Source organism: Rhizobium leguminosarum bv. trifolii WSM2297 (assembly GCF_000271845.1).
The window spans coordinates 1,314,018-1,337,658 of the sequence record NZ_JH719393.1; the positions used below are offsets into that span (position 1 = coordinate 1,314,018).

23 protein-coding genes are annotated in these 23,641 nt (G+C 60.8%); 10 read left to right on the forward strand and 13 right to left on the reverse strand.

The window, feature by feature from the left end; translation table 11 throughout:
- Positions 1-31: 31 nt before the first annotated feature.
- Positions 32-3,553, reverse strand: a complete 3,522-nt coding sequence (locus tag RLEG4DRAFT_RS60415) for an ATP-binding protein (protein ID WP_003576667.1) — start codon at positions 3,551-3,553, stop codon at positions 32-34.
- A 153-nt stretch (positions 3,554-3,706) separates the two neighbouring features.
- Between RLEG4DRAFT_RS60415 and RLEG4DRAFT_RS60420 the strand changes: the two genes are divergently transcribed.
- Positions 3,707-4,339 carry a hypothetical protein gene (locus tag RLEG4DRAFT_RS60420; RefSeq protein WP_003576666.1) on the forward strand — a complete coding sequence of 211 codons (633 nt, stop codon included), beginning with the start codon at positions 3,707-3,709 and terminating at the stop codon, positions 4,337-4,339.
- 41 nt (positions 4,340-4,380) lie between these two features.
- Here RLEG4DRAFT_RS60420 and RLEG4DRAFT_RS60425 read toward each other — a convergent pair whose 3' ends face one another.
- Positions 4,381-5,298, reverse strand: a complete 918-nt coding sequence (locus RLEG4DRAFT_RS60425; RefSeq protein WP_171898196.1) for a DMT family transporter — start codon at positions 5,296-5,298, stop codon at positions 4,381-4,383.
- A 72-nt stretch (positions 5,299-5,370) separates the two neighbouring features.
- Between RLEG4DRAFT_RS60425 and RLEG4DRAFT_RS60430 the strand changes: the two genes are divergently transcribed.
- A complete protein-coding gene (locus tag RLEG4DRAFT_RS60430) occupies positions 5,371-6,300 on the forward strand; it encodes a LysR family transcriptional regulator (RefSeq protein ID WP_003576663.1) in 930 nt (309 codons plus the stop codon).
- A gap of 29 nt (positions 6,301-6,329) precedes the next feature.
- Here the strand turns inward: RLEG4DRAFT_RS60430 and RLEG4DRAFT_RS60435 are convergent, their stop codons facing one another.
- Positions 6,330-6,797: a GNAT family N-acetyltransferase gene (locus tag RLEG4DRAFT_RS60435; protein WP_003576661.1), complete on the reverse strand. Its 468-nt coding sequence runs from the start codon at positions 6,795-6,797 to the stop codon at positions 6,330-6,332.
- 176 nt (positions 6,798-6,973) lie between these two features.
- Positions 6,974-7,495, reverse strand: a complete 522-nt coding sequence (locus tag RLEG4DRAFT_RS60440; protein ID WP_003576659.1) for a DUF992 domain-containing protein — start codon at positions 7,493-7,495, stop codon at positions 6,974-6,976.
- 581 nt (positions 7,496-8,076) lie between these two features.
- Here RLEG4DRAFT_RS60440 and RLEG4DRAFT_RS60445 point away from each other — a divergent pair.
- Together RLEG4DRAFT_RS60445 and RLEG4DRAFT_RS60450 are read left to right on the forward strand one after the other, a co-directional pair.
- Positions 8,077-8,325 (forward strand): membrane protein, encoded by a 249-nt coding sequence (locus RLEG4DRAFT_RS60445; protein WP_003576658.1) that lies wholly within the window; start codon positions 8,077-8,079, stop codon positions 8,323-8,325.
- Between the two features lie 33 nt (positions 8,326-8,358).
- Positions 8,359-8,715, forward strand: a complete 357-nt coding sequence (locus RLEG4DRAFT_RS60450; protein WP_003576657.1) for a hypothetical protein — start codon at positions 8,359-8,361, stop codon at positions 8,713-8,715.
- 80 nt (positions 8,716-8,795) lie between these two features.
- On the opposite strand, the gene RLEG4DRAFT_RS60455 is transcribed toward RLEG4DRAFT_RS60450, so the two are convergent.
- From RLEG4DRAFT_RS60455 to RLEG4DRAFT_RS60470, 4 genes are all read right to left on the reverse strand, one after another.
- The gene (locus tag RLEG4DRAFT_RS60455) at positions 8,796-8,960 is read right to left on the reverse strand and encodes a DUF1328 domain-containing protein (RefSeq protein WP_003571841.1); all 165 of its coding nucleotides are present in this window, start codon (positions 8,958-8,960) and stop codon (positions 8,796-8,798) included.
- A gap of 100 nt (positions 8,961-9,060) precedes the next feature.
- Positions 9,061-9,651, reverse strand: a complete 591-nt coding sequence (locus RLEG4DRAFT_RS60460) for a hypothetical protein (RefSeq protein WP_003576655.1) — start codon at positions 9,649-9,651, stop codon at positions 9,061-9,063.
- A 69-nt stretch (positions 9,652-9,720) separates the two neighbouring features.
- A complete protein-coding gene (locus RLEG4DRAFT_RS60465) occupies positions 9,721-10,113 on the reverse strand; it encodes a VOC family protein (RefSeq protein ID WP_003577247.1) in 393 nt (130 codons plus the stop codon).
- Positions 10,114-10,212: 99 nt separating this feature from the next.
- On the reverse strand, positions 10,213-11,835 hold the full coding sequence (locus RLEG4DRAFT_RS60470; protein WP_003576651.1) for an ABC-F family ATP-binding cassette domain-containing protein: 1,623 nt from the start codon (positions 11,833-11,835) through the stop codon (positions 10,213-10,215).
- 143 nt (positions 11,836-11,978) lie between these two features.
- On the opposite strand from RLEG4DRAFT_RS60470, the gene RLEG4DRAFT_RS60475 reads away from it, so the two are divergent.
- Together RLEG4DRAFT_RS60475 and RLEG4DRAFT_RS60480 are read left to right on the forward strand one after the other, a co-directional pair.
- Positions 11,979-12,308, forward strand: a complete 330-nt coding sequence (locus RLEG4DRAFT_RS60475) for a DUF6665 family protein (RefSeq protein WP_003576649.1) — start codon at positions 11,979-11,981, stop codon at positions 12,306-12,308.
- A gap of 109 nt (positions 12,309-12,417) precedes the next feature.
- Positions 12,418-13,287, forward strand: a complete 870-nt coding sequence (locus RLEG4DRAFT_RS60480) for an aldose 1-epimerase family protein (RefSeq protein WP_003576647.1) — start codon at positions 12,418-12,420, stop codon at positions 13,285-13,287.
- 96 nt (positions 13,288-13,383) lie between these two features.
- Here the strand turns inward: RLEG4DRAFT_RS60480 and RLEG4DRAFT_RS60485 are convergent, their stop codons facing one another.
- Together RLEG4DRAFT_RS60485 and RLEG4DRAFT_RS60490 are read right to left on the reverse strand one after the other, a co-directional pair.
- Entirely contained in the window at positions 13,384-14,967 is a 1,584-nt protein-coding gene (locus tag RLEG4DRAFT_RS60485; RefSeq protein ID WP_003576644.1) for a DHA2 family efflux MFS transporter permease subunit, read from the reverse strand.
- Positions 14,968-14,990: 23 nt separating this feature from the next.
- Positions 14,991-16,172, reverse strand: coding sequence for an HlyD family secretion protein (locus RLEG4DRAFT_RS60490; RefSeq protein ID WP_003576642.1), 1,182 nt, complete (start codon positions 16,170-16,172; stop codon positions 14,991-14,993).
- Positions 16,173-16,308: 136 nt separating this feature from the next.
- On the opposite strand from RLEG4DRAFT_RS60490, the gene RLEG4DRAFT_RS60495 reads away from it, so the two are divergent.
- Complete coding sequence (locus RLEG4DRAFT_RS60495; protein ID WP_003576640.1) at positions 16,309-16,956, forward strand: TetR/AcrR family transcriptional regulator; 648 nt, start codon at positions 16,309-16,311, stop codon at positions 16,954-16,956.
- A gap of 59 nt (positions 16,957-17,015) precedes the next feature.
- Here the strand turns inward: RLEG4DRAFT_RS60495 and uxuA are convergent, their stop codons facing one another.
- Together uxuA and RLEG4DRAFT_RS60505 are read right to left on the reverse strand one after the other, a co-directional pair.
- On the reverse strand, positions 17,016-18,203 hold the full coding sequence (gene uxuA, locus RLEG4DRAFT_RS60500) for a mannonate dehydratase (protein ID WP_003576638.1): 1,188 nt from the start codon (positions 18,201-18,203) through the stop codon (positions 17,016-17,018).
- 44 nt (positions 18,204-18,247) lie between these two features.
- Positions 18,248-18,967, reverse strand: coding sequence for a GntR family transcriptional regulator (locus RLEG4DRAFT_RS60505; RefSeq protein ID WP_003576636.1), 720 nt, complete (start codon positions 18,965-18,967; stop codon positions 18,248-18,250).
- 152 nt (positions 18,968-19,119) lie between these two features.
- On the opposite strand from RLEG4DRAFT_RS60505, the gene RLEG4DRAFT_RS60510 reads away from it, so the two are divergent.
- From RLEG4DRAFT_RS60510 to RLEG4DRAFT_RS60520, 3 genes are all read left to right on the forward strand, one after another.
- A complete protein-coding gene (locus RLEG4DRAFT_RS60510; RefSeq protein WP_003576634.1) occupies positions 19,120-19,518 on the forward strand; it encodes a DUF2934 domain-containing protein in 399 nt (132 codons plus the stop codon).
- A gap of 27 nt (positions 19,519-19,545) precedes the next feature.
- Complete coding sequence (locus RLEG4DRAFT_RS60515) at positions 19,546-19,797, forward strand: hypothetical protein (protein WP_003576632.1); 252 nt, start codon at positions 19,546-19,548, stop codon at positions 19,795-19,797.
- A gap of 357 nt (positions 19,798-20,154) precedes the next feature.
- Entirely contained in the window at positions 20,155-21,429 is a 1,275-nt protein-coding gene (locus RLEG4DRAFT_RS60520; RefSeq protein ID WP_003576631.1) for an O-antigen ligase family protein, read from the forward strand.
- A gap of 73 nt (positions 21,430-21,502) precedes the next feature.
- Here RLEG4DRAFT_RS60520 and RLEG4DRAFT_RS60525 read toward each other — a convergent pair whose 3' ends face one another.
- Entirely contained in the window at positions 21,503-23,527 is a 2,025-nt protein-coding gene (locus tag RLEG4DRAFT_RS60525; protein ID WP_003576628.1) for a polysaccharide biosynthesis protein, read from the reverse strand.
- Positions 23,528-23,641 lie beyond the last annotated feature (114 nt).

Genomic DNA, 23,641 nt, shown 5'->3' on the forward strand with positions numbered 1-23,641 from the left:
TTCCTCCCACCAAAGCAGCGAACTGTTGGTCTTAGTGCATCGTTGGCTTCAGTCGCTGTTGCAGCCGGACCATTCCCAGCTCGGCTGCGGTTGACCGGGCATCCTCGGATAGCAACATTGCTCTCTTTATCGCGGCCCGGCTACCTATTTTCATTAGCAAGTCTGCATAATCTGCCTGTGTGTGCGCGAGCCACGGCCGCGAGCCGATCGCCGCGTTCATTTCGAGCGCATGCTCAAAGTGCTCCGACGCTTTGTCGAATTCACCCAGCGCCGCTGCCAACACGCCCAGATAGCGGCTGGCCGCGCCGAAGCAAACGGTTGCCATACCGATCGTGACGGTCATCTCCTTGTAGTCGAGCATAAGCTTATAGAGGGTTTTGGCAGCGTCCGCGTCGCCGAGACCGGCGGCGACTTCTGTCAGGAACGAGAGGGACGCACTCCGCTTTCCGTCAAGCGGAAGGGCGAAGCGCGTGCGGGCAAGTTCGCTCAACCTTCGTTGGGCCGCATCCCGGTAGCCCAGGTCAAAGGCAACCAACGCAAAACCTGGCAGCCAGGTGCTTTCCTCCGGGTGTTCCTCAATCAACAGTTTCATGACCGGTGCGACCTCCGAGAGGCGGCTCTGCTCCCGTCGGATCGCGAACATCTGCATGCCGTAAACGCCCTCGGGCGCAGCGCCAAGGGTCTGCATGCCGAGCTTCAGCGCTTCTTCAGCAAGCTCTTCCGCAGCCGCGAACCTTCCATCGAGTATGGCCATCATCGCTCTTGCGATGCGAGCGTAGAACTGGACGTTGAGATGCTGCCGTTTGGTGCCAAGTTCGTCCAGCGCGTCAACCGCCCGATCGGCGCGAGCGCGATCCCCGAGCTCCGTGGAGACATAGGCGTCGACTGAAAGCGCTCGGCTTTGCACATCGTCGTCGTCGATCTCACCCGCGAGGCGTCTTATTTCATCTATGCGAGCGATCCGGTCGTTTCTCTCGCTAACGGACTTGACGGGTGCCGGCGTCAGGAATGGCAGTGCGGAAAGCTCCACGAGCGCAGTCTTGTCGCCAACTCGTCGGGCCAGTTCGATACCTTCACCATGGCACTTTGCGGCGTTCTTGCTGTCGCTCAGGTAGGTGTATGCCCGTGCAAGGCGGCTGAGAAGCTGACACCGTGAACTCTTATCCGCTGGTTCGACCATCTCGAGGGCTTCCTCAAGAAGCGGCACCGTTTCGGCAAGCGAATTCGAGGAGAGGAATTTGGAGCCGTCAAGACCAATCACCGCGCGCACAAAGGCTTGCGTGTCGGCCGCTTTGCGTGCCAATGGGGCGGCCAGCCTGTATTTCGCCAACGAATCCGTCATGCGACCCGCAGCGAATAGAGCGTCGCCGAGTTTCAGGATGGCGGTGAGCAGGTCCCTTTGCCGCTCAGGTCCTTCAGGCAACTGCTCTGCGATTGCCAAGGCATTCTGGAAATGGTCGACCGCCTCGTAGTTGGCTGATTGTGCGAGGGCGCGTTCTCCCGCCTTCATCCAGTAGGGGAGCGCGAGCTCGATCCGTTGCGCTTTCCCGTAGTGCTGGGCGATGAGCTCGGGCTGCGTGGCAGCGACATCGTCATACTGTTCGGCGAGCACCCTGGCGATCTTCTCGTGGAAATGGCGCCGGCGCCGCTTGAGGAGCGATTGGTAGGCCGCATCCTGAATGAGCGCATGTCGAAAAACGAGAGCATCGTGCAAGACGCCGCCTTCGACGACGATCTGGCTGGACTCGAGCTGGTACAGTGCCTTTTCGAGCGCCCGGTCGTCGACGCCTGTGATCTTGGAAAGAAGGCCCCGATCGAATTCCCTGCCTATGACGGCGGCAATTTGCGCGATTTCCTTGGCGGTCGTCGCCAAATGATCGAGACGTGTCATCAGCGAGCCTTGCAGGCTGTCCGGGATCTCTGCGTTAAGCGACGACGGTTTTCCGCTCTCCACGACCGAACGGGTCAACTCCTCGACGAACAGCGGCACTCCGTCCGTTCGCTCTGCAATCCTTTCGGCGAGCTGTTCGGGAATGTCGGAAGCCATGGATTTGATCAGCTCGCGCATCTGTTGTCTGGTCAGGCGCCCGACGGATAGCGTCGTCGCCTGCGCCAGGCCGCTTGCCCAGGCCGCGGTCCATTCCGGTCGATGGGTGACAACGACAAGGGCGGCGGCGCCGTGAAGCCGGCTCACGAGTTCTCTCAGCACTTCGCTGGTGGACGGGTCCATCCAGTGCGCATCCTCGAAAACCATGAGCACCGGTGCGATCCTCGCCGCACGCAGCAAACGGTTCACCAATGTGCGGACGAGAAGTTCCTTGCGCTGGTGGGCTGACAGATCCGGCGGCCTAAACTCGTCGCCGACGTCGAGCGACAGCAGCTCGGCATAGATCGCTCCAACTTCGGAGGGATTTTCGCCGTAGCGGCGAACCAGGGTGAGAAACTTTTCGACGCGCGTGTTCCGGTCATCAGCCGGCGAAAACGACGCGACACGGCTCAGTCGCTCGACGATCGGGTAAAAGGCCGATGTCACGTGATAGGGCGAACACTGCAATCGAATGAGTTCATGCTGTGTCTCTTGCAACTGCTCTTCGAAAGCCTCGACAAGGCGCGATTTCCCGATACCAGCCTCCCCCGACAGGAAGACCGCCTGGCCTTGCCCGGCCTTCGCCAACTCCCACCGGTCGAGCAGCATGCCGATCTCACTGACGCGGCCAACAAATTTCGAAAGCCCGCTCGCATGCGCGGCTTCGAAACGGCTATCCACCTCTCGCTGACCGAGAACTTCGAACAGCGCAATGGGCGAAGTGAAGCCTTTGAGCTCCCGCGTGCCAAGGCTATTGATTTCGAACGACTGCCCGGCGAGGCGTCGGGTGCTGTCGGAGACCACGATCTGACCTGGGGCGGCCGCCGCCTGCAGGCGTGCGGCCAGGTTTGGAGTGTCTCCGGCGATCGATGCACGTTCCTTCGCGCTGCCGTCGGTGTCGCCAACGACCACGCGCCCGGATGCGATGCCGATGCGAGCCTTCAATTGCTGCGCGTTGGGCGACTGCAGGGCGTCGACGGCGGCCATCGCCTCGAGGCCGGCCCGGATTGAACGCTCGGCATGATCCTCGTAGGCCATCGGCCATCCGAAATAGGCAAGCACGCCATCTCCGAGATATTTGGCGACGTAGCCCCCGAAGCGCGTGACGGCGCCGGCGACGCTCTCCTGATAGCGGCGGGTCAACTCGTGCATGTCTTCCGGGTCTAACTGCGCTGACAGCGCTGTCGACCCGACCAGGTCGCAGAACAGCACGCTAAGCAATCGCCGGTCAACCGCAGCTTCGGATACAGCAGTGGCCGAGGCAGGAGGCTGTTCGTCGGAACCTTGATGCGCAAGCCGGTCTATGGCAGCCAGAATAATCTTCCGATGCCCAAGCGAGACGCCGAGTTCCTGGAGGTCGGATTCGGCAAGATGAGGCAGCGCTCTCAGATCGACGTCATTCTCGATGAAGGCGTCGGCGTACTTGCCGAGACCGAGTTGACCTAGCCAATTCTCAATCGTCTGCATCGACGTTGATCCCGCTCCACCGTTCTCAAAAATACCACGAACGCCGGCATCGTACCACGCTGTGCGCAGGAGCTGTTCGTTTTGACGGGTATCGAGGAGGTCTAAACGCCGTGATCGTTGACCGGGCCGCGTCTTGATCCCATTTATGTGCGAATGGCGAAAAACAAGAAGACTGAAACTCCTGCGCTTGTGGAAACGTGGACGCTACCGCCCGCGGCCACTCTAGGCTCTTCGGTGCGCGCCAAGGGAATCCTCTTGGAAATCCGTGCGCGCCTCCCGTCGTCCCTGCGAAAATCGCTCGACATCAGCGGGAGGGTTTTCACGCTGACAATGCCTGAAAGCATGAGGAATGAGTTTCGTCATGCCTCGGCGGTAATTGCGAAATCGCTCGAAGGCATCGAAAGCCTGCCGGTCATCCCGCGCGAAATCGAGGACATCCTCACGATCTCAACGACCGAGAGACGCCGCTGGCTGGAGGACGGCCGCCTGCCCAGCGCCGGGACGCGAACGGTAAAGCTTCGCGGCCGCGCCAGGCAGATCACCTTCCATGTCTTCGAACCACGGATGGTCGAGGACCTGCTCGACCGGGGCGCTGTCGAAGAGTGGCGTGAGAAGGACACCGCGGCCGCCACGGAGAATAGGCGGAGGGCGGCCTACAAGGCAAAGCTGACGCGTTCACTGAAGAAGGACCGTAAGACGACTGCGGCATCGCCAGACCTCGCCGAAGAAGCCTCCGCGAAGCTACGGGGTTGGGAAGAGTTTGGGCGGGACGGGCTGCTCCGCTAGGTCTGGGCGAGACCTGATACCGTCCCGCGGCGAATTTGCGTCTATCGCTTCCGCATCACGTTGACGACGAGCACGCCGAGGATCGCCATAACGCCGCCGACAGCACCGAGCACCGTCGGCGTTTCGCCCAGCCAGACGAATCCGATCAGCGTTGCGACCGGCGGGACGCCATAGAGGAAATTCGAAGCGCGGGCGGCCGACAGCCGCTTCAATGCGATCGCCCAGGTGAGATAGCCGATCGCCGTCGGGAAGATGACGAGATAGGCGACACCCCAGTTCACTTCAGCCGGTGCGGCGGCCAGCGCCAGGATCGTCGCGGGAACGGCCGGAAACAGCGGCACGGAACCGATCAGCAGGATCCAGGCGGTGACGGCCAGTGCGGGCAGCCGCCCGAGCAGCGGCTTCTGCAGCACGCTGGCGATCGCCGAGCAGAGCGCTGCACCAAGGATCATCACGGCGTTCGGATCGAGCTTGAAGCCGTCATCCGAGGCAACCGCGATCAGCGCCACGCCGCCGAAGGAAACCGCAGTGCCCGCCCAGCCCCAGCGACCGAAGCGCTCGCCGAGCGCGAACGTCGCGATGAGAGCGGTGAAGACCGGCATGGTGTTGATGATGAAGCTCGCCGGCCCCGCCGCAACAGTCTGCTCGCCGGTGTTTAGCAGAACCGCATAGGCGGCGATGAAGAGCACGGCGGCAATGGAAAGGCGGACGAAATCGCGTTTTTCCGGCATCGGCCGGTAGATGGCGAGATAGATCAGCGCAATGGCGCCGGCTGCCACATAACGCGCCGTCGCTAGTTCGATCGGCGTCAGCGGTCCGAGACAGATGCGGATCACCACGAAGGAGGACGCCCAGAAGAGGATGGTGACGACGATCGCCGCAAAGGCCACCAGGTCGAACTTGCCTTGCTCTTTCGCCGAAATCGGTGCGCTTGCAGCCATGCTCATTTTCGCCTCCATATGTGCCTGCGCCAATGGATAGGCCTTCGATGCGTGCTTGAAAAGCATCGCAATCGATGATCAAATGTGCCTATGGTTCACAGCTCACCGGTTCTGCCGCCCCTAGACACGCTCGAGACCTTTGCCCGCGCCGCCCGGCTCGGCTCGTTTTCTGCCGCGGCCGAGGAAAGCGGCATCACCCATGGCGCGGTGTCGCGGCAGGTGTCGCGCCTCGAGCGCTGGATGGGTGTGCGCCTGTTTGCCCGCGAGCCCCGCGGCGTTCGCCTGACGCCGGAGGGCATGCGGTTTTTCGCGCGGGCGGAGGAAGCGCTTGCCCTGCTCGGCAATAGCGGCGAGCGCTGGCTGCCTCGTCGCAACAAGGCGGTGGTGCGTCTTTCGGTAACGCCCTCCGTCGCCTCGTTGTGGCTGTTTCAACGTCTGCCGAAGCTCGAAGGGAACGAGTTGCATGTCGAACTGACGCTCGAACACCGGCTGGCGGATTTCGGCGAAGGCACGGACCTTGCCATCCGCTGCGGCAAGGGGCCGTGGGCCGGCGTGCGCGCCCTGCCGCTCTGGCAGGAGAAGTCGTTTCCGATCGCCGCCCCGGTGTTGGCGGAACGGCTCGGCCAGCGTTCCGACGCTCTTTCGCTGCTCGATCTGCCGATCCTCCACGATTCGAATATCGAAGGCTGGCGCCGCTGGCTTTCCCGCGAGGGCGTCGACTATATTCCGCGTGGCCAGGACCGGCGCTTCGAGGACTATAATCTGGTGATCGATGCCTGCGCGCAAGGGCTCGGCATTGCGCTCGCCCGGCCGCCGTTATCGGATGCAGCGTTGGCGACCGGGCGCGTTGTTGCCGTGTCGGAGCGCACACTCGACTATCATGTGGCCTTTCATCTGATCCGGCCGGACGATGCGCTGAGAAGCCCGGCCATCGAATTTGCCGGCCGCTTCCTGCGCGAGGCCGGCCATGACGAGGCGACGATTGCCGCCTTTACGGCGCCCGGCCGCGCGAAAGCGTAAGCCACATGCGGGGCGGCATTCGCTGCTCGCTACTCGGTTGGAAACTGCAGGCGCATTTCCTTCGCCAATTCGAAACCGACGGTCCGATAGACTGGTTCGCCGGCATCCGAGGCATGGAGGACAGCGGTGGTGCAGCCGATCGATTTCAGATAGTCGGCCGCCTTGCTGGTCAGCGCCTGCGCGATGCCGCGCCGGCGGAAGGCGTCCGCAACATAGACGGACCAGATGTAACCGTGCAGCCGCTGTTCTTCCCGGATGATTTCGGGAAACGGCGATTGGTGCAGCTGGCAGGATACGGAACCGGCGATTTCACCCTCGACGACGGCAAGGAACGTGGCCAGGCGGCGCTCTGCGCGGCCGCTTCTGATGAAAGACAATATCCGCGTGGCCGCATCCGGCCGGTAGTGCTCCGGTGGCGTGCCGTAGCTGTCCCAGATCTTCAAATAGTGCCCCACCAGGACTTCGTCCTCGCCGGGCGTTGCCATGCGAATATCCATCATCTCAATCCGGCTTGGAGCAGCCAAAAACGCTCGGCGTTTTGCGTAAGACAAACAGATAGAGCATTTCGATGACTTGAATAAAGCAAAATGCTCTCGGTATGAAAGGTGAGAAATCGAACCTCGGAGGAGGTGACGCCCCCGCCGCGGCGCGGCAGGGAGCGTCAAAAGATAGATCAATTCGCTGACGTCAGCGTCATCGATGCGCTGCCGGCGGCAACATTGAGGCCGAGCTGGCCGGTCAGGCTGACCGTCTGCAGATGAATCGAGCCCGAGGTACCGCCGACCAAAAGATTGGCGCCGACGCCGGCGCCCAGTGTCGCTTCGGCGGTGGCGCCGACATAAAGGCCGGCGAGCGATCCGCGATGATAACCGGCCGTCGGCGCAAACACGGCCCAGATCAGCCGGCTGCGCGTGGTGAAACCGAGATCGATGCCGAGTTTTCTCACTTCGCCGGTATAACGATCCGTGAGCTCGTTGCCGACGGTCGACTGGAAGATGCAATCGGCCTCCTTGGAGGAACCGAGCACATAACCCGTGCCGCCGCCGATATCGCAGGTGAGGTAACCGATCTTCACGCCGTTGCGCAGGTCCGGTTCTTCATAGGTCCTGGTGACCGGGTCGGCGGCGTTGACCGCCGCCGCGCCGATGAGGCTCAACGATACCGCGGCAAACGCCGTCGCAAAAGTCTTATTCATAAGTGTCTCCTTCTCAAATCGTGACGGGAGCAAAATACCCGGCTACTCGCCACCAGATTCGGCTACAGATAACCGGCGGAACCGCAAAACGATCCGGAACCGGCATCCTTTTCGCATCGCCTGTCGAAGTGCCATGGGAGGGCACAAGCGACAAACATGCCTACGGTTCAGCCCCATTGGGACATTTCGAAGGCACTAATTCACGTCATCCGGTTATTTCATGATGTTGTCAGGAATGGTTGCCGGAAAGGCACGCTTGCGATGGGCCTCGTCTTTCCGACCAGATTGCGAGCGCCCTGTTGCCCATTGCGATCGATGGCCGCGCAGGTTGCCATCCGGTGTCTATAGCTGTACTATTTGGAAATATTCTCCCTGCTAGACTGTAACGGCGGGAGAAATGGCATGACTGCTTTGCACTGCCACAGAATGTCCGGTTGCTTTCCGGAATTCTCCTTCTGTTCGAACAGAAATAAAGTCTGAATTCCAGAGATATAATCAGGCGATATTTTCGCAGGGACCGAACAATCGTACACCCACCGATCTCTATTGCAGATGGCGGGTATATTTATCGGGAGGGAAACATGCGCATACGCACGACAAACATCATGCTGGCGGGATGCCTTGCCGTCTCCGGCTGCCAGTCCGGACCGACATCACAGGCGGTCTCGGATCACAATTCCGAATTCGGCTGCATTGCGGGAACCGTCGGCGGCGCGATTGTCGGCGGCCTGATCGGCAGTACGATCGGGGCTGGAACCGGGCAGGTGCTTGCGATCGGCGCCGGCATAGGCGGCGGCGGTTTCGTCGGCAATCGTCTGGCTTGCCGATAATTGGGGCCGATAATGGGGGAAGGATATCAAGCGATGAAAACCCTGGCTTTCGCGACGACACTCATCCTGTGCCAATGCCTTGGGGCAGCAGCACAACAACAGCAGCCCGGATCGATGTATCAGGGCCAGATGGACCGACTCGACGGCAATGCCAGCAAGACGGTCGATCGCTCCGAATACGAAACCTTCATGGGCACGGCGTTCGGAAGCCTCGACAAGAACAAGGACGGCAGCCTGCAGTCCGATGAGACGGTTCAGATCCTGACAGTCGAGCAATTCACTTTGACCGACACCAACCACAATGGCGGCATCAGCCGAAGCGAATTCATGCAGCGGGTCATGGCGGATTTCGCCACAGCCGACCATGACCGTAACGGAAACCTCCAGTGAGAACGGCGGCAAAACGGATGCGGCAATAAAGAAAAACCCGGCGATGTGTTCGCCGGGTTTTTATACTTATTCTATTCGCACTATACTCTGCGCATAAAGCGCATAACGAGCGATACGACGAACAGCACCAGGAAAATGAAGAACAGAACCTGGGCAATAGAAGCTGAAGCCCCTGCTATACCGCCAAATCCGAGGACGCCGGCTATCAAGGCCACAACGAGAAACACCAGAGCGTAATAAAGCATCGCAATCTCCTTTTACGTTGCTGCGGAGATAACGGAGGTCGCCCCATTTGGTTCCCTGTCCCTCTCAGGGCCGGCGCATGCAACGTCGCATCGGCCCGGTTCAGCCAAAATGGAAGGCGCCGCTGACCATCCGGTCACCTTCGTTCGGCTCGGGAGGCTCGGCGGCCTCGAGATAGGCCTTGAGCGGCCCGGTCAGGACGAACCAGATGCTTGCCCCCAGCATGAAACAGGCCCCCGCCGGATCGTCGATGCGGGCGATGAAGGGAAGGCAGGCAGAGCAAAACAGGACGATGATCCGCACCGACCACTCCGCCTCACGTTTGGCGATGGCGCGGGCTCTCAACGACTTGTATTCCCGGGCGCCGTAGCCGCCTCCGCTCGCCCTCATCACCGAAAGCAGTTTTCGCGCGGAGGGCAGCGCCAGCATGACCAGCGCGGCAACACCGAGGGCAAAAGGTTTGCCGGCCAGGACCTGTCCGCTCGCGATCAGGAGAAACGAGAGCACGACGAGATTCCAAGTCGGCTCCAGCAGCTCCGGCGGTTGCCGCGTGCGAAGATGCCAGCTCCGCAGCAAGCCCGCCGCGCCGTGCAGTAGCGGCTGATCGATATAGCGATTGATCCAGTCCATGCTGATGCGCCCGTCCCCGATTGCATGAAGAGGGCTCCGAACACCACGGAATTTGGTCATCATCGTGGCAATAGCCGCCGAATTCGCTCTTCACGTGAAGGAAGCGGCTTGCCAAGGTCTTCGATGCAACATTTAGCGCAGTTCCTGTGCGACCTCCCAGACGTGGCCGGACGGATCCGCAAAGGCCGCCGTGCGGCGGCCCCATGCACGATCGATCGGCCCGTTGAGCAGCGTCACGCCAAGCCTGCGCAGCTCGGCGCAGACCGCATCGACATCGTCGACCTTGACCGTCAGCAGCACGCGACTGCCCGAGCCGAATGCCGCCACCGGCGAGGGCTCGACCAGCTGCGGCGCTTCGGTCCCCCGGAGCAAATTGACCATCGTTCCCGAAAATTTCAGCACCGAGCAGACGTCGTCCTTATAGACGACATCGGCGGCAAAGACCTTTTGGTAAAACGCCCTGGCCTCGTCGATGTCGTCGACGAACAGAGTGATGACTTCGATCCTATCCAGCAGCATGACCATTTCTCCTCCGCTGCTCCGACTGTCCAACCGATATCGTTGGCCGGCTCATTGCTGGTCGCTTCGGCGCCGAGGGTTTCGACATGCCGCATAAAAATAATGTCAGCTCCTGAGACCGGGCGCCTCGTGCCCGGTGCGCGCCACATATTCGGTATAGCCGCCGCCATACTGATGGATGCCCTCCGGCGTCAGCTCCAGCACCCGGTTGGAAAGTGCGGCGAGGAAATGCCGGTCATGCGAGACGAACAGCATGGTGCCCTCGTATTGCGCCAGGGCCTTGATCAACATCTCCTTCGTGTCGAGGTCGAGATGGTTCGTCGGCTCGTCGAGCACCAAGAGGTTCGGCGGGTCGAACAGCATCATCGCCATGACCAGGCGCGCCTTCTCGCCGCCCGAAAGCACGCGGCACCGCTTCTCGACATCGTCGCCGGAAAAGCCGAAACATCCGGCGAGCGCCCGCAAAGGCCCCTGCCCCGCTTGCGGAAACCGGTCTTCCAGCGATTGGAATACGGTGTGCTCGCCGTCGAGAATATCCATGGCATGCTGGGCGAAATAACCCATCTTGACGCTGGCGCCGAGAGCGACGCTGCCTTTATCAGGCTCGGCGGTACCCGTCACCAGCTTCAGCAGTGTCGACTTGCCGGCGCCGTTGATACCCATGATGCACCAGCGTTCCCGCCGCCGCACCATGAAATCCAGCCCCTCATAGATGCTTCGGCTGCCATATTTCTTGTGCACGTTCTTCAGGCTGACCACATCCTCGCCGGAGCGCGGCGTCGGCTGGAATTCGAAGGCGACCGACTGCCGGCGCTTGGGCGGCTCCACCCGGTCGATCTTCTCCAGTTTCTTCACGCGGCTCTGCACCTGCGAGGCATGCGAGGCGCGCGCCTTGAACCGCTCGATGAATTTGATTTCCTTGGCGAGCATCGCCTGCTGGCGCTCGAACTGGGCCTGCTGCTGCTTTTCGTTCTGCGCCCGCTGCTGCTCGTAGAATTCGTAATCGCCCGAATAGGTCGTCAACGTGCCGCCGTCGATCTCGATGATCTTGGTGATGATGCGGTTCATGAACTCGCGGTCGTGCGAGGTCATCAGCAGCGCGCCTTCGTAGCCTTTCAGGAATTCCTCCAGCCAGATCAGACTTTCGAGATCCAGATGGTTGCTCGGTTCGTCGAGCAGCATGACGTCGGGTCGCGCCAATAGAATGCGGGCGAGCGCCACGCGCATCTTCCAGCCGCCCGACAGCGCCCCGACATCGCCGTCCATCATCTCCTGGCTGAAGCTCAGGCCCGCGAGCACTTCGCGGGCGCGTCCTTCGAGCGCATAACCGTCCAGCTCCTCATAACGCGCCTGCACCTCGCCATAACGCTCGATGATCTTGTCCATGTCGTCGGCCTGCTCGGGATCGGCCATGGCCGCCTCGAGCTCGCGCAAATCGCCGGCAACGACGCTGACCGGGCCGGCGCCATTCATCACCTCGGCAACCGCACTGTGACCCGCCATCTCGCCGACATCCTGGTTGAAGTAGCCGATGGTAACGCCCTTCTCGCAGGAGACCTGCCCCTCATCGGGCTGCTCCTCGCCGTTGATCATCCGGAAGATCGTTGTCTTGCCGGCGCCGTTCGGGCCGACGAGACCGATCTTCTCGCCTCTGTTGAGCGCTGCAGACGCCTCGATGAAGAGGATCCGGTGACTGAGCTGTTTGCTGATGTTCTCGATACGAATCATGATGTGCGCTGGGCCTAGGGGGAAAGTTTTCGGCGCCCTTATGCCATGCATGGAAATGCCGGGATAGGCCCGTTTCAAAGCCTCTCGATCTGTCGAGCCGGATTGGCTAAGATTGTCGCCTCCGCCGAAGGGAATTCGTGCCAATGAGCGTTCGTCCGCCGCAATCCTTCAGACAATCGCAGCAGGATAGAAACGGCTTCAACGTCCTCGAATACGAGTTGATGGCGGAACGCGCCGACTCGCTCGGCCGTCACGGGCTGAAGGTGGAGGCGGCGATTGCCAACCTGAAAGCCTGGACTGCGGAGCGCCAGAGTGCCGAAGACCGCGAGATGCTTCTCAATGCAGCCTCCGACGCCGTCTGGGCGTTCTTCATCCAGCGCGAAATCTGCGGGCTGCGCAACAATCGCGATGCCATTCAGCGCTATGGCATCCCGAAAGAGGTGATCGCAAGATTGGGTGCGATCAGGAAATAGCGTCCGACCGACACATGGTCGCCGTCACCACTGCCTTCCACCTATTGGTGGAAATCCCCGGTGCGGGAAGGTATGGCTTGGTAGCGAACCAGCGCGAAAGGGAATTGCGATGCCAACCTTAATCCGGATCGGCAATCAGAATCTCACCGTCGACGTCTCTCCCCTCGGCGCCGAGATGCAGGCGCTCACATCAAGCGACGGACGCTCCTGGTTATGGACAGGCGACGCCGCCTTCTGGACCGGGCGCTCGCCAATCCTGTTTCCAATCGTGGGCAAGGCCCCGGACGACAGGATCACGATCGACGGCACCGTCTACCCGATGGCGCAGCATGGTTTTGCCCGCCGGAGCGAGTTTAGGCTTGCAGCATCCACGGAAACGATGTGCCGGCACGAATTGGTCGCCTCGGAGGCAACCCGGGCGGTGTATCCGTTCGACTTTCAGCTGACTTTGGAGCATGCGGTCGAGGGACGCGCCTTGACGGTGACAGCAGAGGTTGCCAACCGCGACCAAAAGGCGATGCCGTTCGGGCTCGGCTTCCATCCGGCCTTCGTCTGGCCGCTGCCCGGTGCTGCCGGGCGCGCCCATACCGTCACGCTCGACAATGAAGCCGAACCGAGGCTCGTACGGCTGGAGGGTGGCCTTATCAATCCTGCAACGCTGCCCTCCCCGTTCAATGCCGGTCGGCTGGTACTGGATCACGCAATGTTCGACCAGGATGCGATGATCTTCCCGCAAGGCGCAGGCGAAGGGTTGCGCTACGGCGCCGAAGGTGGGCCGAGCTTGCGGTTTGGCTTCAAAAACCTGCCCAATCTCGCCTTGTGGACCAAGCCGGGCGCGCCCTTCATCTGCGTCGAGCCTTGGCATGGAACGGCTACAGAGGCCGGAGGTTCGAGCGAGCTGTCGAAACGTCCCTCCACCACCATCCTGGCGCCGGGTGGCGTGGCAAGCTTCGCCTTTACCGTCGAGATTCCGCAATAGCCTTCACAAAAAGAGCTCTCCTTCGCGGCGAAGGAGGGCTTTTCTCTGTCATGCTTCTTCTGTTGCGCTTACCCGGAATCTTAGCAGGGGCCGACCTTAGTGGGCGCCGGCGCCGCCACCCGCGCGTGGCTTCTGGGCAAAGAGCAGAGCAATGGCAGCAATGGCAAGCACAGTCCCGATAACGGCGAAGGTATCGCTGAAGCCCATGCTGAGGGCCTGGCGTTTGACGATCTGCCCAAGCGCCACGACAGCTTTCTGAGCTGCGACCGCGTGGTCGGAGACGCCGTGAGACATGAAGTAGCCCGTCACCTGGTCGAGACGGTTGCGGACTTCGTCACGGCCGAGTGTCACCGACTGGCCGATGATGTTGGAGTGGAACTGCTCGCGTTTGGTCAGCACCGTGCCGAGCGTTGCCGTTCCGACCGCGCCGCCGAGATTGCGCAGCATGTTGGTCAGGCCCGAGGCGGCGGCCGCGTCAGTGGCTGCGATGCCGGCGGTGGTGATGGCGGTGATCGGCGTCAGCACCAGCGCCTGGCCGATGGCGCGGACGATATTCGGGATCCAGAACTGGTCGCCGGCGGTATCGGCCGAAAGCATCACGTTCATGAAGCAGCTGATCGCGAAGATCGAGATGCCGAGGAAGCCGATGTAACGGGCATCGAAGCGCTTCATCATCATCGGCACGAGCGGGATGAGCAACAACTGCGGCAGGCCGGTCCAGGCCAGCACATTGCCGATCTGCTCGGCATTGTAGCGCTGCACCTGCCCGAGATATTGCGGCAGGATATAGACGCTGCCGAAGAGAGCGACGCCGACCAGCACGTTGACGGCAACCCCAATGCCGAAATTACGCTGCTTCAACAGGCTGAGCTTGACCAGCGGCTTCTTGACGGTCAGCTCGATCCAGATGAAGGCAGCGAGGAAGACGAAGGCAAGGATGCTGAGCTTGACGATGAAGGGCGAGGAGAACCAGTCCTCCTTGTTGCCTTCTTCCAACACCGTCTGCAGCGCCGAAAGCCCGATCGCCATGGTGATGATCCCGGCCCAGTCGCCTTCCTTCAGAAGGTGAAGCTGCATCGGCTGCTTGTCCAGTGTCAGGGCGAGGGCGGCCGCCATCATCAGGCTCGGAATAGTGTTGATGAAGAAGATCGTCTGCCAGCCGTAATTTTCTGTCAGGTAGCCGCCGATCGTTGGGCCGATGGCCGGAGCAAAGGTGACCGAAAGCGCGAAGATCGCAAGGCCGAGCGGCTGTTGGCCCTTCGGCAGCTTAGTCAGCACCATGGTGAAGGCCATCGGGATCAGCACGCCGCCGGCAAAGCCCTGCAGGCCGCGCAGAACGATCATCGTACCCAAGTCATGGGCGAAGGCACAAGCCATCGAGAAGATCGGGAATAGGATTGCGTTGACGAGGATATAGCGGCGGAACGAGAAAACGTTGCTGAAATACGCCGTCAGCGGAATGACGACAATCTCGCCGATCAAGTAGGAGGTGGAGATCCATGCGCCGTTATCGACGCCCGTTCCGATGCCGCCCTCGATGTCGAGGAGGGAGGCATTGGTGATCTGGATGTTGAGGATTGCCATGAAGGCGCCGATCATGCCGGCGAGAACGGCGATCCATTCCCTGGTGCTGGCGCGCGGCTGCGACGTGGCTGAGGCTGTTGCTGCGATGGTGGACATGACACGAACTCCTTGTCCCCGGCCTAGCTGCGGTCGTTCTTGGTATCGATACTCGGCTGGACGGACATGCCCGGGCGCAGGTCGCCACTGAGCGCAGCGTCGCCATCGAGCACTATTTTGACCGGGATGCGCTGGACGACCTTGGTGAAGTTGCCAGTGGCGTTGTCAGGCGGCAGCAGGGCGAATTCCTGGCCGCTTGCCGGAGCGAGACTGTCGACACGGCCGTGATAGGTACGGCCTGGGAAGGTATCAACCTCGATCTCCACCGGTTGGCCGGCGCGGACGTCGGTGAGCTGCGTTTCCTTGTAGTTGGCGATCACATAGACCGCGCTCGTCGGCACGACCGACATCAGCTGGGTACCGGCCTGGACATACTGGCCGACCCGTAGCGTGCGGTTGCCGACGGTGCCGTCAACGGGTGCTGTGATCGTTGCATAGGAGAGGCTCAGCTCGGCCTGATGCTGGACGGCCTGGCTGCGGGCAAGCGCAGCCTTCGCCTGGGCAAGCTCGGCGTTCAGAAGATCGACCTGCTTGACGGCGGCGTCGAGCGAAGCGCTGTCGCGAACGATGGTGGCCTGAGCTGCGGCGATGGCGGAAGCTGCCTGCTGCGCCGTCTGCACCGGGGCATAACCGCTGGTCGCAAGATTGGCGTAACGCTTGTTGTTCTGTTCGGCAAAGGTCTCGTTGGCCTTGTCGACTTCGACGGTGGCGCGGGCAGCGGCAATTGTCGACTGCTGAATGTCGAGCGACGCCTGCTTTGCATTGAGCGTCGCCTCAGCTGCTGCGACATCGGCCTTGGCCTGATCGAGGGCGGCGCGGAAATCGCGGTCGTCGATGCGAGCAAGCGCCTGACCGGCCTTCACCGCCTCGTTGTCCATGACGAGGACTTCGGCGAGATAGCCCGAAACCTTCGGTGCGACAGTCGTGTTGTCGGCCTTCACATAGGCATCGTCGGTCGAGATGTGGAAGCGCCCGACCGTCCAATAGTCATGGCCATAATAGGCGCCTGCGGCGATCAGGGTGACAGCGGCTGCGCCCAACAGCAATCCGCGACCACGGCGCTTTCGAGCGGGCGGCTCCGAAACGACGGCAGCCTCAGCAATGCGGGGTGTGTTGCCGGCGTCAAGGGTTGTCGGCGCGGCTTCCGCTGTGGTTTCTGTGGCAGGTGCGTTGTTGTTCAGAGCCTGCAGCGTTTTGATGGACATTGTCTCTCTCCTGGGAGTGGTCGCTGTCGCTATCGGCCGCGGCCTTTGAATTCGGGTGGAATGCACTTTAGGAAACTTGATATTTTCCAAAATATGTATTAGAAAATGGATGTCAACCGGAATTTGGAAAATTATCATGGTCCAAAATCACGAAATCGAGAAGAGGCCGCGAGGCCGACCGCAAGTCCGCTGCGACGAGGATACGAGAGGCGTGATTATCGAGGCGGCCAACAGCCAATTTCACGAGAATGGCTATGCGGCGGCAAGCATTGCCGCCATCGCCCAGGAGGCGGGCGTCTCGACCAAGACGCTCTACCGCCTGTTTCCGACCAAAGCGGATCTCTTTTCGGAGATGATCACGGAGCGGACCGGGCGCTTTCTCATGGCGCTTGACCCAAGCACACTCGCCGTCACGGATCTCAGGCAGGGGGTGGAGCGCATGCTGATGGCCTATGGCATGCTGACGCTCTCGCTGGACACGATTACCATGACCCGGCTCGTCATCAGCGAGTCCGACCGTTTTCCCGAGATCGCCAATAGCTTCTATGAGAAGGCCATCGTCAGGACCAACACGCTGATGGAGGACTGGCTCCGCAAACAGATCGACCGCGGGCTGATAACACTTGACGATCCGCACGCCGCCTGCGGCATGCTGCGCGGCATGATGATCATGGAGCCGCAGCGCGCGGCGATGCTGCGCCAGGAGCAGCCGCCGAAGATCGATGCGATCGCAGCGCGGGCGAAGATGTGCGCCGATCTATTTTTGAAGGGCTGCGCGCTCTGAAGTGCTGCTCGAGCTCCAGAGCGCGATAATATCTGCCGACGAGCGGCCCCGGGACGCCTTCAGTTCGGCGGGGCACCCAGCGCATGCAGGATGCCGCGGAGTTCAGCAAGGCCGCGCATGCGGCCGATGGCAGGGTAACCCGGCGTGACTGTTTTATCGAGATCGTCGAGCATGCGGTGACCATGGTCCGAGCGGAAGACGATTGTGTCTTGCGCGCTGCGGCGGCGGTCTTCCGCAACCAGTTCCCGGAGAACCGCGACCATGTCGACGTCGCCTTCGAGATGCGCGCTTTCATGGAACGTCCGGCCGTCGCCCTCGCGCGTCGTGGCGCGCAAATGGGCGAAGTGGATGCGCGAGGCAAAGCGCCGGGCGATCGCTGGCAGGTCGTTCTCGGCGCGCACGCCGAGACTGCCGGTGCAGTAACACATGCCATTCGCTGCCGACGGCACCGCGTCGAAGAGAGCGGCATAATCATCGGCGGTCGAGGCGATGCGGGGAAGGCCGAACAGCGAACGCGGCGGATCGTCGGGATGCAGCGTCAGCTTGACGCCGCGCGCTTCGGCCGCCGGCGTCACCGCCTCCAGGAATTCGATCAGATGCCGGCGCAGCTTTGCGGCGTCGATTCCGCCATAGGCGACCAGCTTTTCCCGGAAGGCCGGAATGGTCAGAGGCTCGGTGGTCGAACCCGGCAGAGCCGACGTAATGATCCGGGTGATCTCGGCAATCTCCTCCTCCGACATCGCCTCGAAGACGATACGCGCCCGTTCGCGGTCTTCCGCGGAATAGTGCTGTGCCGCATCCGGCCGTTCCAGAATGAAGAGATCGAAGGCTGCGAAACGCTCATGATCGAAGCGCATGGCCGTGGCGCCCGTCGGCGTCACGAAATCGAGTTCGGTGCGGGTCCAGTCGACGACAGGCATGAAATTATAGCAGACGATCGGAATGCCGCAGGCGGCGACCGCTTCGAGGCTGGCGATCCACGCCTCGATTTCGGCCTTCGCCTCCCCGCCCTTGCGCTTGACGGCATCGGGGATCGGAATGCTTTCGACCACCGACCAGACGAGCGGCGAACGATCGCCCGGCGTCGTCTCGATCAGCGACTGGCGCTCGCGCACTTCCTTTTCCGTCCAGGCCCTGCCGATCGGCACTTGGTGCAGCGAAGAGACGATATTGGTTGCGCCCGTCTGACGAACCTCATCCAGCGTCACCGGCGCTTCCGGTCCGAACCATCTCCAACCTTGCCGCATGCTTGTTCCTTCCCTCGCTTGTCGTTTCGTGTTCGGTCCTGCCGTCAGCAGAAATAGTCGGGGTAGCGCGAGCGCAGCTCGTCGACATCGGGAATGACGGCGCTCAGGTGATGGACCATCGCATCACGTGCAGCCGTCGCATCATGGGCGGCCAGCGCATCGCGGATAGTCATATGTTCGTGCACTACATTGTCCATCCGCGCCAGCACCGGCAGCGTCAGCCGCCGCGCCCGGTCGATCTGCACCTTGACCGTCTTCAGGATCACCCAGATGCCGGGATAACCTGATATCTGGGCGATCGCTTCGTGAAAGGCCTCGTCCTCTTCATGGAAGCTCGAGCTATCCCCAGTCGCAGCATGGGACCGCTGCCGGGCGATGATGGCATCCAGGCGGGCAATATCGGCGGCGGTGGCGGTCAGAGCCGCAGTCTCGACCGTCGTGCCTTCGAGCGCCTTGCGAATGACGACCGCCTCGGGGATTGCCGAAACCGGCACCCGCGACACGACAGTGCCCGACTGCGGATAAATATCGACCAGCCCGCCTTCGGAAAGCCTGAGCAGTGCCTCACGCACCGGTGTGCGGCTGACGCCGAAATCCTCAGCGATGCGTTTTTCCTGCAGCGGCATGCCAGGCGGCATCCGCAGGGAGACGATATTGGCATGCAGGCGCTCATAAATGGCGCCGGCCGTGGTGACCCGGCGCAGCCTGCCGCCGATGTCTTGCGACGGGATGATCAAAACTTCGGTTTCTGACGCCTGCGGCATAACAATAAGGACGGTTGAGACTGTTTGGCATACTAGTATACCAGTCATCTTACCTTGCCAACCCATGCCGAGTTGATGGGTGTCCATCCGTCAAGACGGTCTTTTTGGAACTTAGATCGGCCGAGTGGGTTGAAATCCGCAAGGAGACGCTCATGAAAAACCCAGTACGACGCAAGACAAGCGAAAAGGCAGACGGCGCCCAGCCAGAATTTCCATCTGCCGCGGAGGCGCGCGAACGGAAGAAAGCTCGGCCCGCCGCAAACAAATTCGCCGGGCAGAACGGCGGATCGCCCGCAGCCCCCCGCGAGGAGGAGATCCGGAAAAAGGCCTATTCCCTCTGGGAAAAGGAAGGCAGGCCAGAAGGCCAGCACCGGCATCACTGGACCCTGGCTGAGCACGAACTCGATAAGCAGGGCGAGATCGGCAATCCGCCAAATCTCGCTGCCCTGCGAGAGGCCGCGCGCGAACATACCGATGCATTCCTCGTCAAAACGGATCTCGAAGATGCTGATCAACGCGAAGCCTCCCCCGGCACGCGCGAGCAGAGTTGAACCACCGATTTCAGGAAGGGACCAGACATGGCCGACAAACAAAACTTGAACGCCGGATTCACCGGAACGCCGGCTGAGCAGCCCGAGGGTTTGACCAAAGCCGCGAAGTCGGCCGCCGATGGGGTGAGGCGTGAGGCCTACGCGGTCGTCACCGGCGTCAGGGATCACCCGCAAACCGCAAGCGCCTTGTTGCTCGGCACCGGCATTCTGGCATTCGGCCTGGGCTATCTGCTCGGTCGATCTTCGACCGAAAATATGGCACGCCGATATTGGCGGTAGCGGTAACTCTTTAGCGGCAGCGAGGTTCTATGAGCTGGTCGTAGGGTGGCGACCGCGCATCATGTCTGTCAATGCTTTGCAGCCTGCCCTGCAATCCCTTGGGCGGGCGGTCGCGCTCAACGGTTTTACGCGAACATATATGCCGACCAAACCTTCGACCAACTGCACCTCAGACGTGTCTATTGCTGAAGCTGGCCTTTATGTCGGATTCCGACATTTCATAGAACCGCCTCCGCCCATAAATCCTGTTGCTGGAATGCCACGAGGCTTAAAGCCATAGATTGCACGCAATCCCCGGCTTGACAGGCGTGATCACGATCCTTAGCGAAACGGCATCGGCATGGTCAGGATCGGCAAGTGAAATACCTCGGACAACTGAAGATAGCATTGCTCTATCCCGAAAGTGGGGCGGCAAGCGCACTCGATCGGAACAACCGCATTGCGGTCTTTCTCTTTGCCATCCTTCCCGGACTTTCCCCGAACTTCAACTCGTTCATCCTCCTCGGATCGATGGTGTGGGGCCTCTACTGTCTGGCGACGGGCAGCCTGGCCCTGAACCTGTCGAAATCCGACCGGCTGGTTGCCATTGGCATGTCGATCTACCCGCTGGTGATGATCGCGAGCATATTCGTCAATCCGCCCTACTCCGAAGAACTGGACTGGATATTCCGGCTGCTGCCGTTCTTTGCGGTCTGGCTGGTTCTACCGAGGATGCGCCAGTCTCCCGATGGCCGCCTTGTGCCACTGTTTATCCTCGGCGCAGGTATCGGCATGATCGTTACCTTTCTTTTCAGTCTGCTGCAGATCATGTTCCTGATGGAGAGGGCAGAGGCCGGGACTTCGAACGCCGCACTGCTGGGCGTCATAGGCGTTCTTTTCGGCGGCATCGCTCTTCTCAACGTTCAATCACCCAAGAGTGTCGAGCAGAGAATTGCCATACTGGGATATGCCGCCGGTCTGGGCTGCGTGCTGCTTTCGGGAACACGCTCGGCCTGGCTGGTCATTCCCGTTCATATCGTCATCTTCCTCTGGTATTTTCGCAAACACAGCTTCCATCTGAGTTTACGCAGCCTTGCCATCACCGGCTCTTTGCTGTTTGCGGGACTTATCGCCCTCGGCAGCGGCCAAATCCTTCATCGCATCGAGGCGTTGCAGGAAAATATGGCATCGCTCGAACGCAGCGACGGCGAAGTCACGTCGCTGAGTGCCCGGTACGCTCTGTACAAGGGTGCAATATCGGCGATCAGCAAGGACCCGTTGACGGGGTATGGCCCGCAAAACCGGATGGCTTCGGTATTGGCAGAGCTGCCCGAAAACATAAGGCCGCAACTAACCTATTCGCATGTTCACAACGGTTTTCTGACTGCGGGGATCGATGCCGGCATTTTCGGCATTGCAGCGCTGTCGCTGATGCTCGCGACGCCGGTGATCGGCGCCTGGAGAAAGGAAGCCGGGCCGGGCCGGGATCTGGCCATTGCGCTCGCTCTTCTGCTCGTCAGCAGCTACGTCATCACCGGCAGCTTTGGTATCATGTTCAATCAGAAGGCCCTGGATCCGATCTTCGCCTATCTGGTCGCCCTTATTTGCGTGGATCGCGGCAGCACAGGCTTTGCGCCCGTCGTCCAAATTTGATGCCAGTCACCCGGAAGTGCGCAGCGGTTCCGGGATGACGACTTGCATAAAAAACTAAAGCGCGTTGCATGAATCAAGTTTGACGCAGACGCGATTTGACGTCTGCGGCTGCGGTATTGGTTTCGGCTCCGGTGAAAGCCAGATCCGAGACCTCACCCGTCGACGAATAGCCCGAAACAAGCTCGGCCAATGTCGCACGTGCAGCGACCATATCGTTTCGATCCAATGCCGCGTTGAGCGAGTTGAGCTTTTTCAAAAGCTCCGGCCAGAACAGGAAATCCTCACGCGCCTTCATAATCCGGGGATGTTCGGTTGTTTCCGGATTATCCCCGATCAGCAGTTCTTCATAGAGCTTCTCGCCGGGCCTGAGACCGGTAACCGAAAGCTCGATATCCCCGTCTGGATTATCCTCGTCAAGGACGGCCAATCCGGACAGCTCCACCATTTTGCGGGCGAGATCGGCAATGCGAACGGGTTCTCCCATATCGAGCAGGAAAACATCGCCACCCTCCCCCATCGCCCCTGCCTGGATGACCAACTGCGAGGCTTCCGAAATGGTCATGAAATAGCGGGTGATCTCGCGATGTGTCAGCGTAACGGGGCCACCTTCCTTGATCTGCTGCCTGAAAAGCGGCACGACGGATCCGGAGGAGCCGAGCACGTTTCCGAAGCGGACCATGGAAAAATTCGTTCGCATTCTGTCGGTCGTCGATTCTGCTGCGAGCGCCTGCAGAACCATCTCCGCCAGCCTCTTGCTGGCGCCCATCACATTTGTCGGACGCACCGCCTTGTCCGTACTGATCAGCACGAAATTCGAGACACCGTATTTATACGCTGCGCGAGCCGCAACAAGCGTACCCATGACGTTGTTCTTGATGCCCTCCACGGCATTATGTTCGACAAGCGGCACATGTTTGTAGGCGGCGGCATGATAGATCGTCTGCGGTCGCCAGCTCTGGATGATATGCTCCATGCGATCCTGATCGCGGACGGAACAGAGGATCGGAACGATCTGCAGATCTTCATGCTCGTAGAGTTCGGCCAGCTTCCGCAATTCCGCATCGATATTATAAAGCGCAAACTCGTTCTGATCGAGCAGGATCAGGCTGGAAGGTGCGTTTCGCAGAATCTGGCGGCATAACTCGCCGCCGATCGAGCCACCGGCGCCGGTGACCATCACCACCTTGTTGCGCATCGCCTTGTCGAGCAATTCCTGGCGCGGCGCGACCGCTTCCCTCCCCAGCAGATCTTCGATCTCCAGCTCACGAATGTCGGAAACAGTGACACGTCCCTGGGCAAGTGCCGTCAGATCCGGCAATGTGCGAACATTCACCCTGGCTTTGCGGATATGCTCCAGGATTTCGTTGCGCCGCTGGCGGGATGCCGATGGAAGAGCAAGAAGCACATTGTGCACGCCAAGCGTTTCGGCAAGCACCGGGAGATCCGCGGGGTCATAAATCGGCAAGCCACCCATGACGCCGCCCTTGAGGCGCGGATCATCATCCAGATAGCCGACGACGTTGAGCTCGGCACTGTTCGTCAGGGCAGCCGCCAGTTGCCGCCCGGCCTTGCCCGCCCCATAGATCAGGACCTTCGCGAGCATATTCTTGTGAAGGATACGCTGATAGGCATCTCCGAGCCAATAGCGGATACCCAGCCGCGACAGCCCGATCCCGATCAACAGAAGGAAAGGCTGGAGAATGCCGACGGTTCTCGGAACTCCCGGGACGCTGAGAGCCGTGAAGATCGTCATGAAGGCGAAGCCGTAGATCGCAATCGCCTTCAGGACCGTAATGAAAGCGGCCAGATTGGCATAACGGAAGATCGCCCGATACATGCCCATGACGATGAAGATGGGAAGCGCCATGCACAGCGAAACGAAAACCGGCAGCCACTGCACGCCGGTCAGCACCGTCCATTCATTCAGCCGGAAGCAATAGGCCAGCCAGATCGTCAGAACACAAAAGCTGGAATCCACCAGCAAAGCCAGAGCGCGTTTGGCGACCCGTGGCATCGCCAGCAAAGGAGCGACGAGCGCCTGCAGCGGCACTAACAACCATCGTGAGCGTGGTGCCTCGGAGGCAGAATTTTCAGGCATTGCTTACCAGCGTCTCGCAGATCAACAGACAACCAACCTTCTTGTCGCTTTCCGCAACGAGCGCAACTGAAATAATCGGAAATCAATGCCTTCCGCACCGCTTATCTATCAGAA

What these genes read in the sequence shown, in the direction of transcription:
- RLEG4DRAFT_RS60505 (WP_003576636.1), bottom strand. Translation starts at nt 18,967, where the DNA reads ATGCCGCAGGCGTCAGAAACCGAAGTTTTGATCATCCCGTCGCAAGAC.
- RLEG4DRAFT_RS60415 (WP_003576667.1), bottom strand. Translation starts at nt 3,553, where the DNA reads ATGCAGACGATTGAGAATTGGCTAGGTCAACTCGGTCTCGGCAAGTAC.
- RLEG4DRAFT_RS60435 (WP_003576661.1), bottom strand. Translation starts at nt 6,797, where the DNA reads ATGGATATTCGCATGGCAACGCCCGGCGAGGACGAAGTCCTGGTGGGG.
- RLEG4DRAFT_RS60485 (WP_003576644.1), bottom strand. Translation starts at nt 14,967, where the DNA reads ATGTCCACCATCGCAGCAACAGCCTCAGCCACGTCGCAGCCGCGCGCC.
- RLEG4DRAFT_RS60465 (WP_003577247.1), bottom strand. Translation starts at nt 10,113, where the DNA reads ATGGTCATGCTGCTGGATAGGATCGAAGTCATCACTCTGTTCGTCGAC.
- RLEG4DRAFT_RS60460 (WP_003576655.1), bottom strand. Translation starts at nt 9,651, where the DNA reads ATGATGACCAAATTCCGTGGTGTTCGGAGCCCTCTTCATGCAATCGGG.
- RLEG4DRAFT_RS60495 (WP_003576640.1), top strand. Translation starts at nt 16,309, where the DNA reads ATGGTCCAAAATCACGAAATCGAGAAGAGGCCGCGAGGCCGACCGCAA.
- RLEG4DRAFT_RS60445 (WP_003576658.1), top strand. Translation starts at nt 8,077, where the DNA reads ATGCGCATACGCACGACAAACATCATGCTGGCGGGATGCCTTGCCGTC.
- RLEG4DRAFT_RS60430 (WP_003576663.1), top strand. Translation starts at nt 5,371, where the DNA reads ATGGTTCACAGCTCACCGGTTCTGCCGCCCCTAGACACGCTCGAGACC.
- RLEG4DRAFT_RS60425 (WP_171898196.1), bottom strand. Translation starts at nt 5,298, where the DNA reads ATGGAGGCGAAAATGAGCATGGCTGCAAGCGCACCGATTTCGGCGAAA.
- RLEG4DRAFT_RS60490 (WP_003576642.1), bottom strand. Translation starts at nt 16,172, where the DNA reads ATGTCCATCAAAACGCTGCAGGCTCTGAACAACAACGCACCTGCCACA.
- RLEG4DRAFT_RS60450 (WP_003576657.1), top strand. Translation starts at nt 8,359, where the DNA reads ATGAAAACCCTGGCTTTCGCGACGACACTCATCCTGTGCCAATGCCTT.
- uxuA (WP_003576638.1), bottom strand. Translation starts at nt 18,203, where the DNA reads ATGCGGCAAGGTTGGAGATGGTTCGGACCGGAAGCGCCGGTGACGCTG.
- RLEG4DRAFT_RS60480 (WP_003576647.1), top strand. Translation starts at nt 12,418, where the DNA reads ATGCCAACCTTAATCCGGATCGGCAATCAGAATCTCACCGTCGACGTC.
- RLEG4DRAFT_RS60515 (WP_003576632.1), top strand. Translation starts at nt 19,546, where the DNA reads ATGGCCGACAAACAAAACTTGAACGCCGGATTCACCGGAACGCCGGCT.
- RLEG4DRAFT_RS60440 (WP_003576659.1), bottom strand. Translation starts at nt 7,495, where the DNA reads ATGAATAAGACTTTTGCGACGGCGTTTGCCGCGGTATCGTTGAGCCTC.
- RLEG4DRAFT_RS60510 (WP_003576634.1), top strand. Translation starts at nt 19,120, where the DNA reads ATGAAAAACCCAGTACGACGCAAGACAAGCGAAAAGGCAGACGGCGCC.
- RLEG4DRAFT_RS60475 (WP_003576649.1), top strand. Translation starts at nt 11,979, where the DNA reads ATGAGCGTTCGTCCGCCGCAATCCTTCAGACAATCGCAGCAGGATAGA.
- RLEG4DRAFT_RS60420 (WP_003576666.1), top strand. Translation starts at nt 3,707, where the DNA reads ATGGCGAAAAACAAGAAGACTGAAACTCCTGCGCTTGTGGAAACGTGG.
- RLEG4DRAFT_RS60470 (WP_003576651.1), bottom strand. Translation starts at nt 11,835, where the DNA reads ATGATTCGTATCGAGAACATCAGCAAACAGCTCAGTCACCGGATCCTC.
- RLEG4DRAFT_RS60455 (WP_003571841.1), bottom strand. Translation starts at nt 8,960, where the DNA reads ATGCTTTATTACGCTCTGGTGTTTCTCGTTGTGGCCTTGATAGCCGGC.
- RLEG4DRAFT_RS60525 (WP_003576628.1), bottom strand. Translation starts at nt 23,527, where the DNA reads ATGCCTGAAAATTCTGCCTCCGAGGCACCACGCTCACGATGGTTGTTA.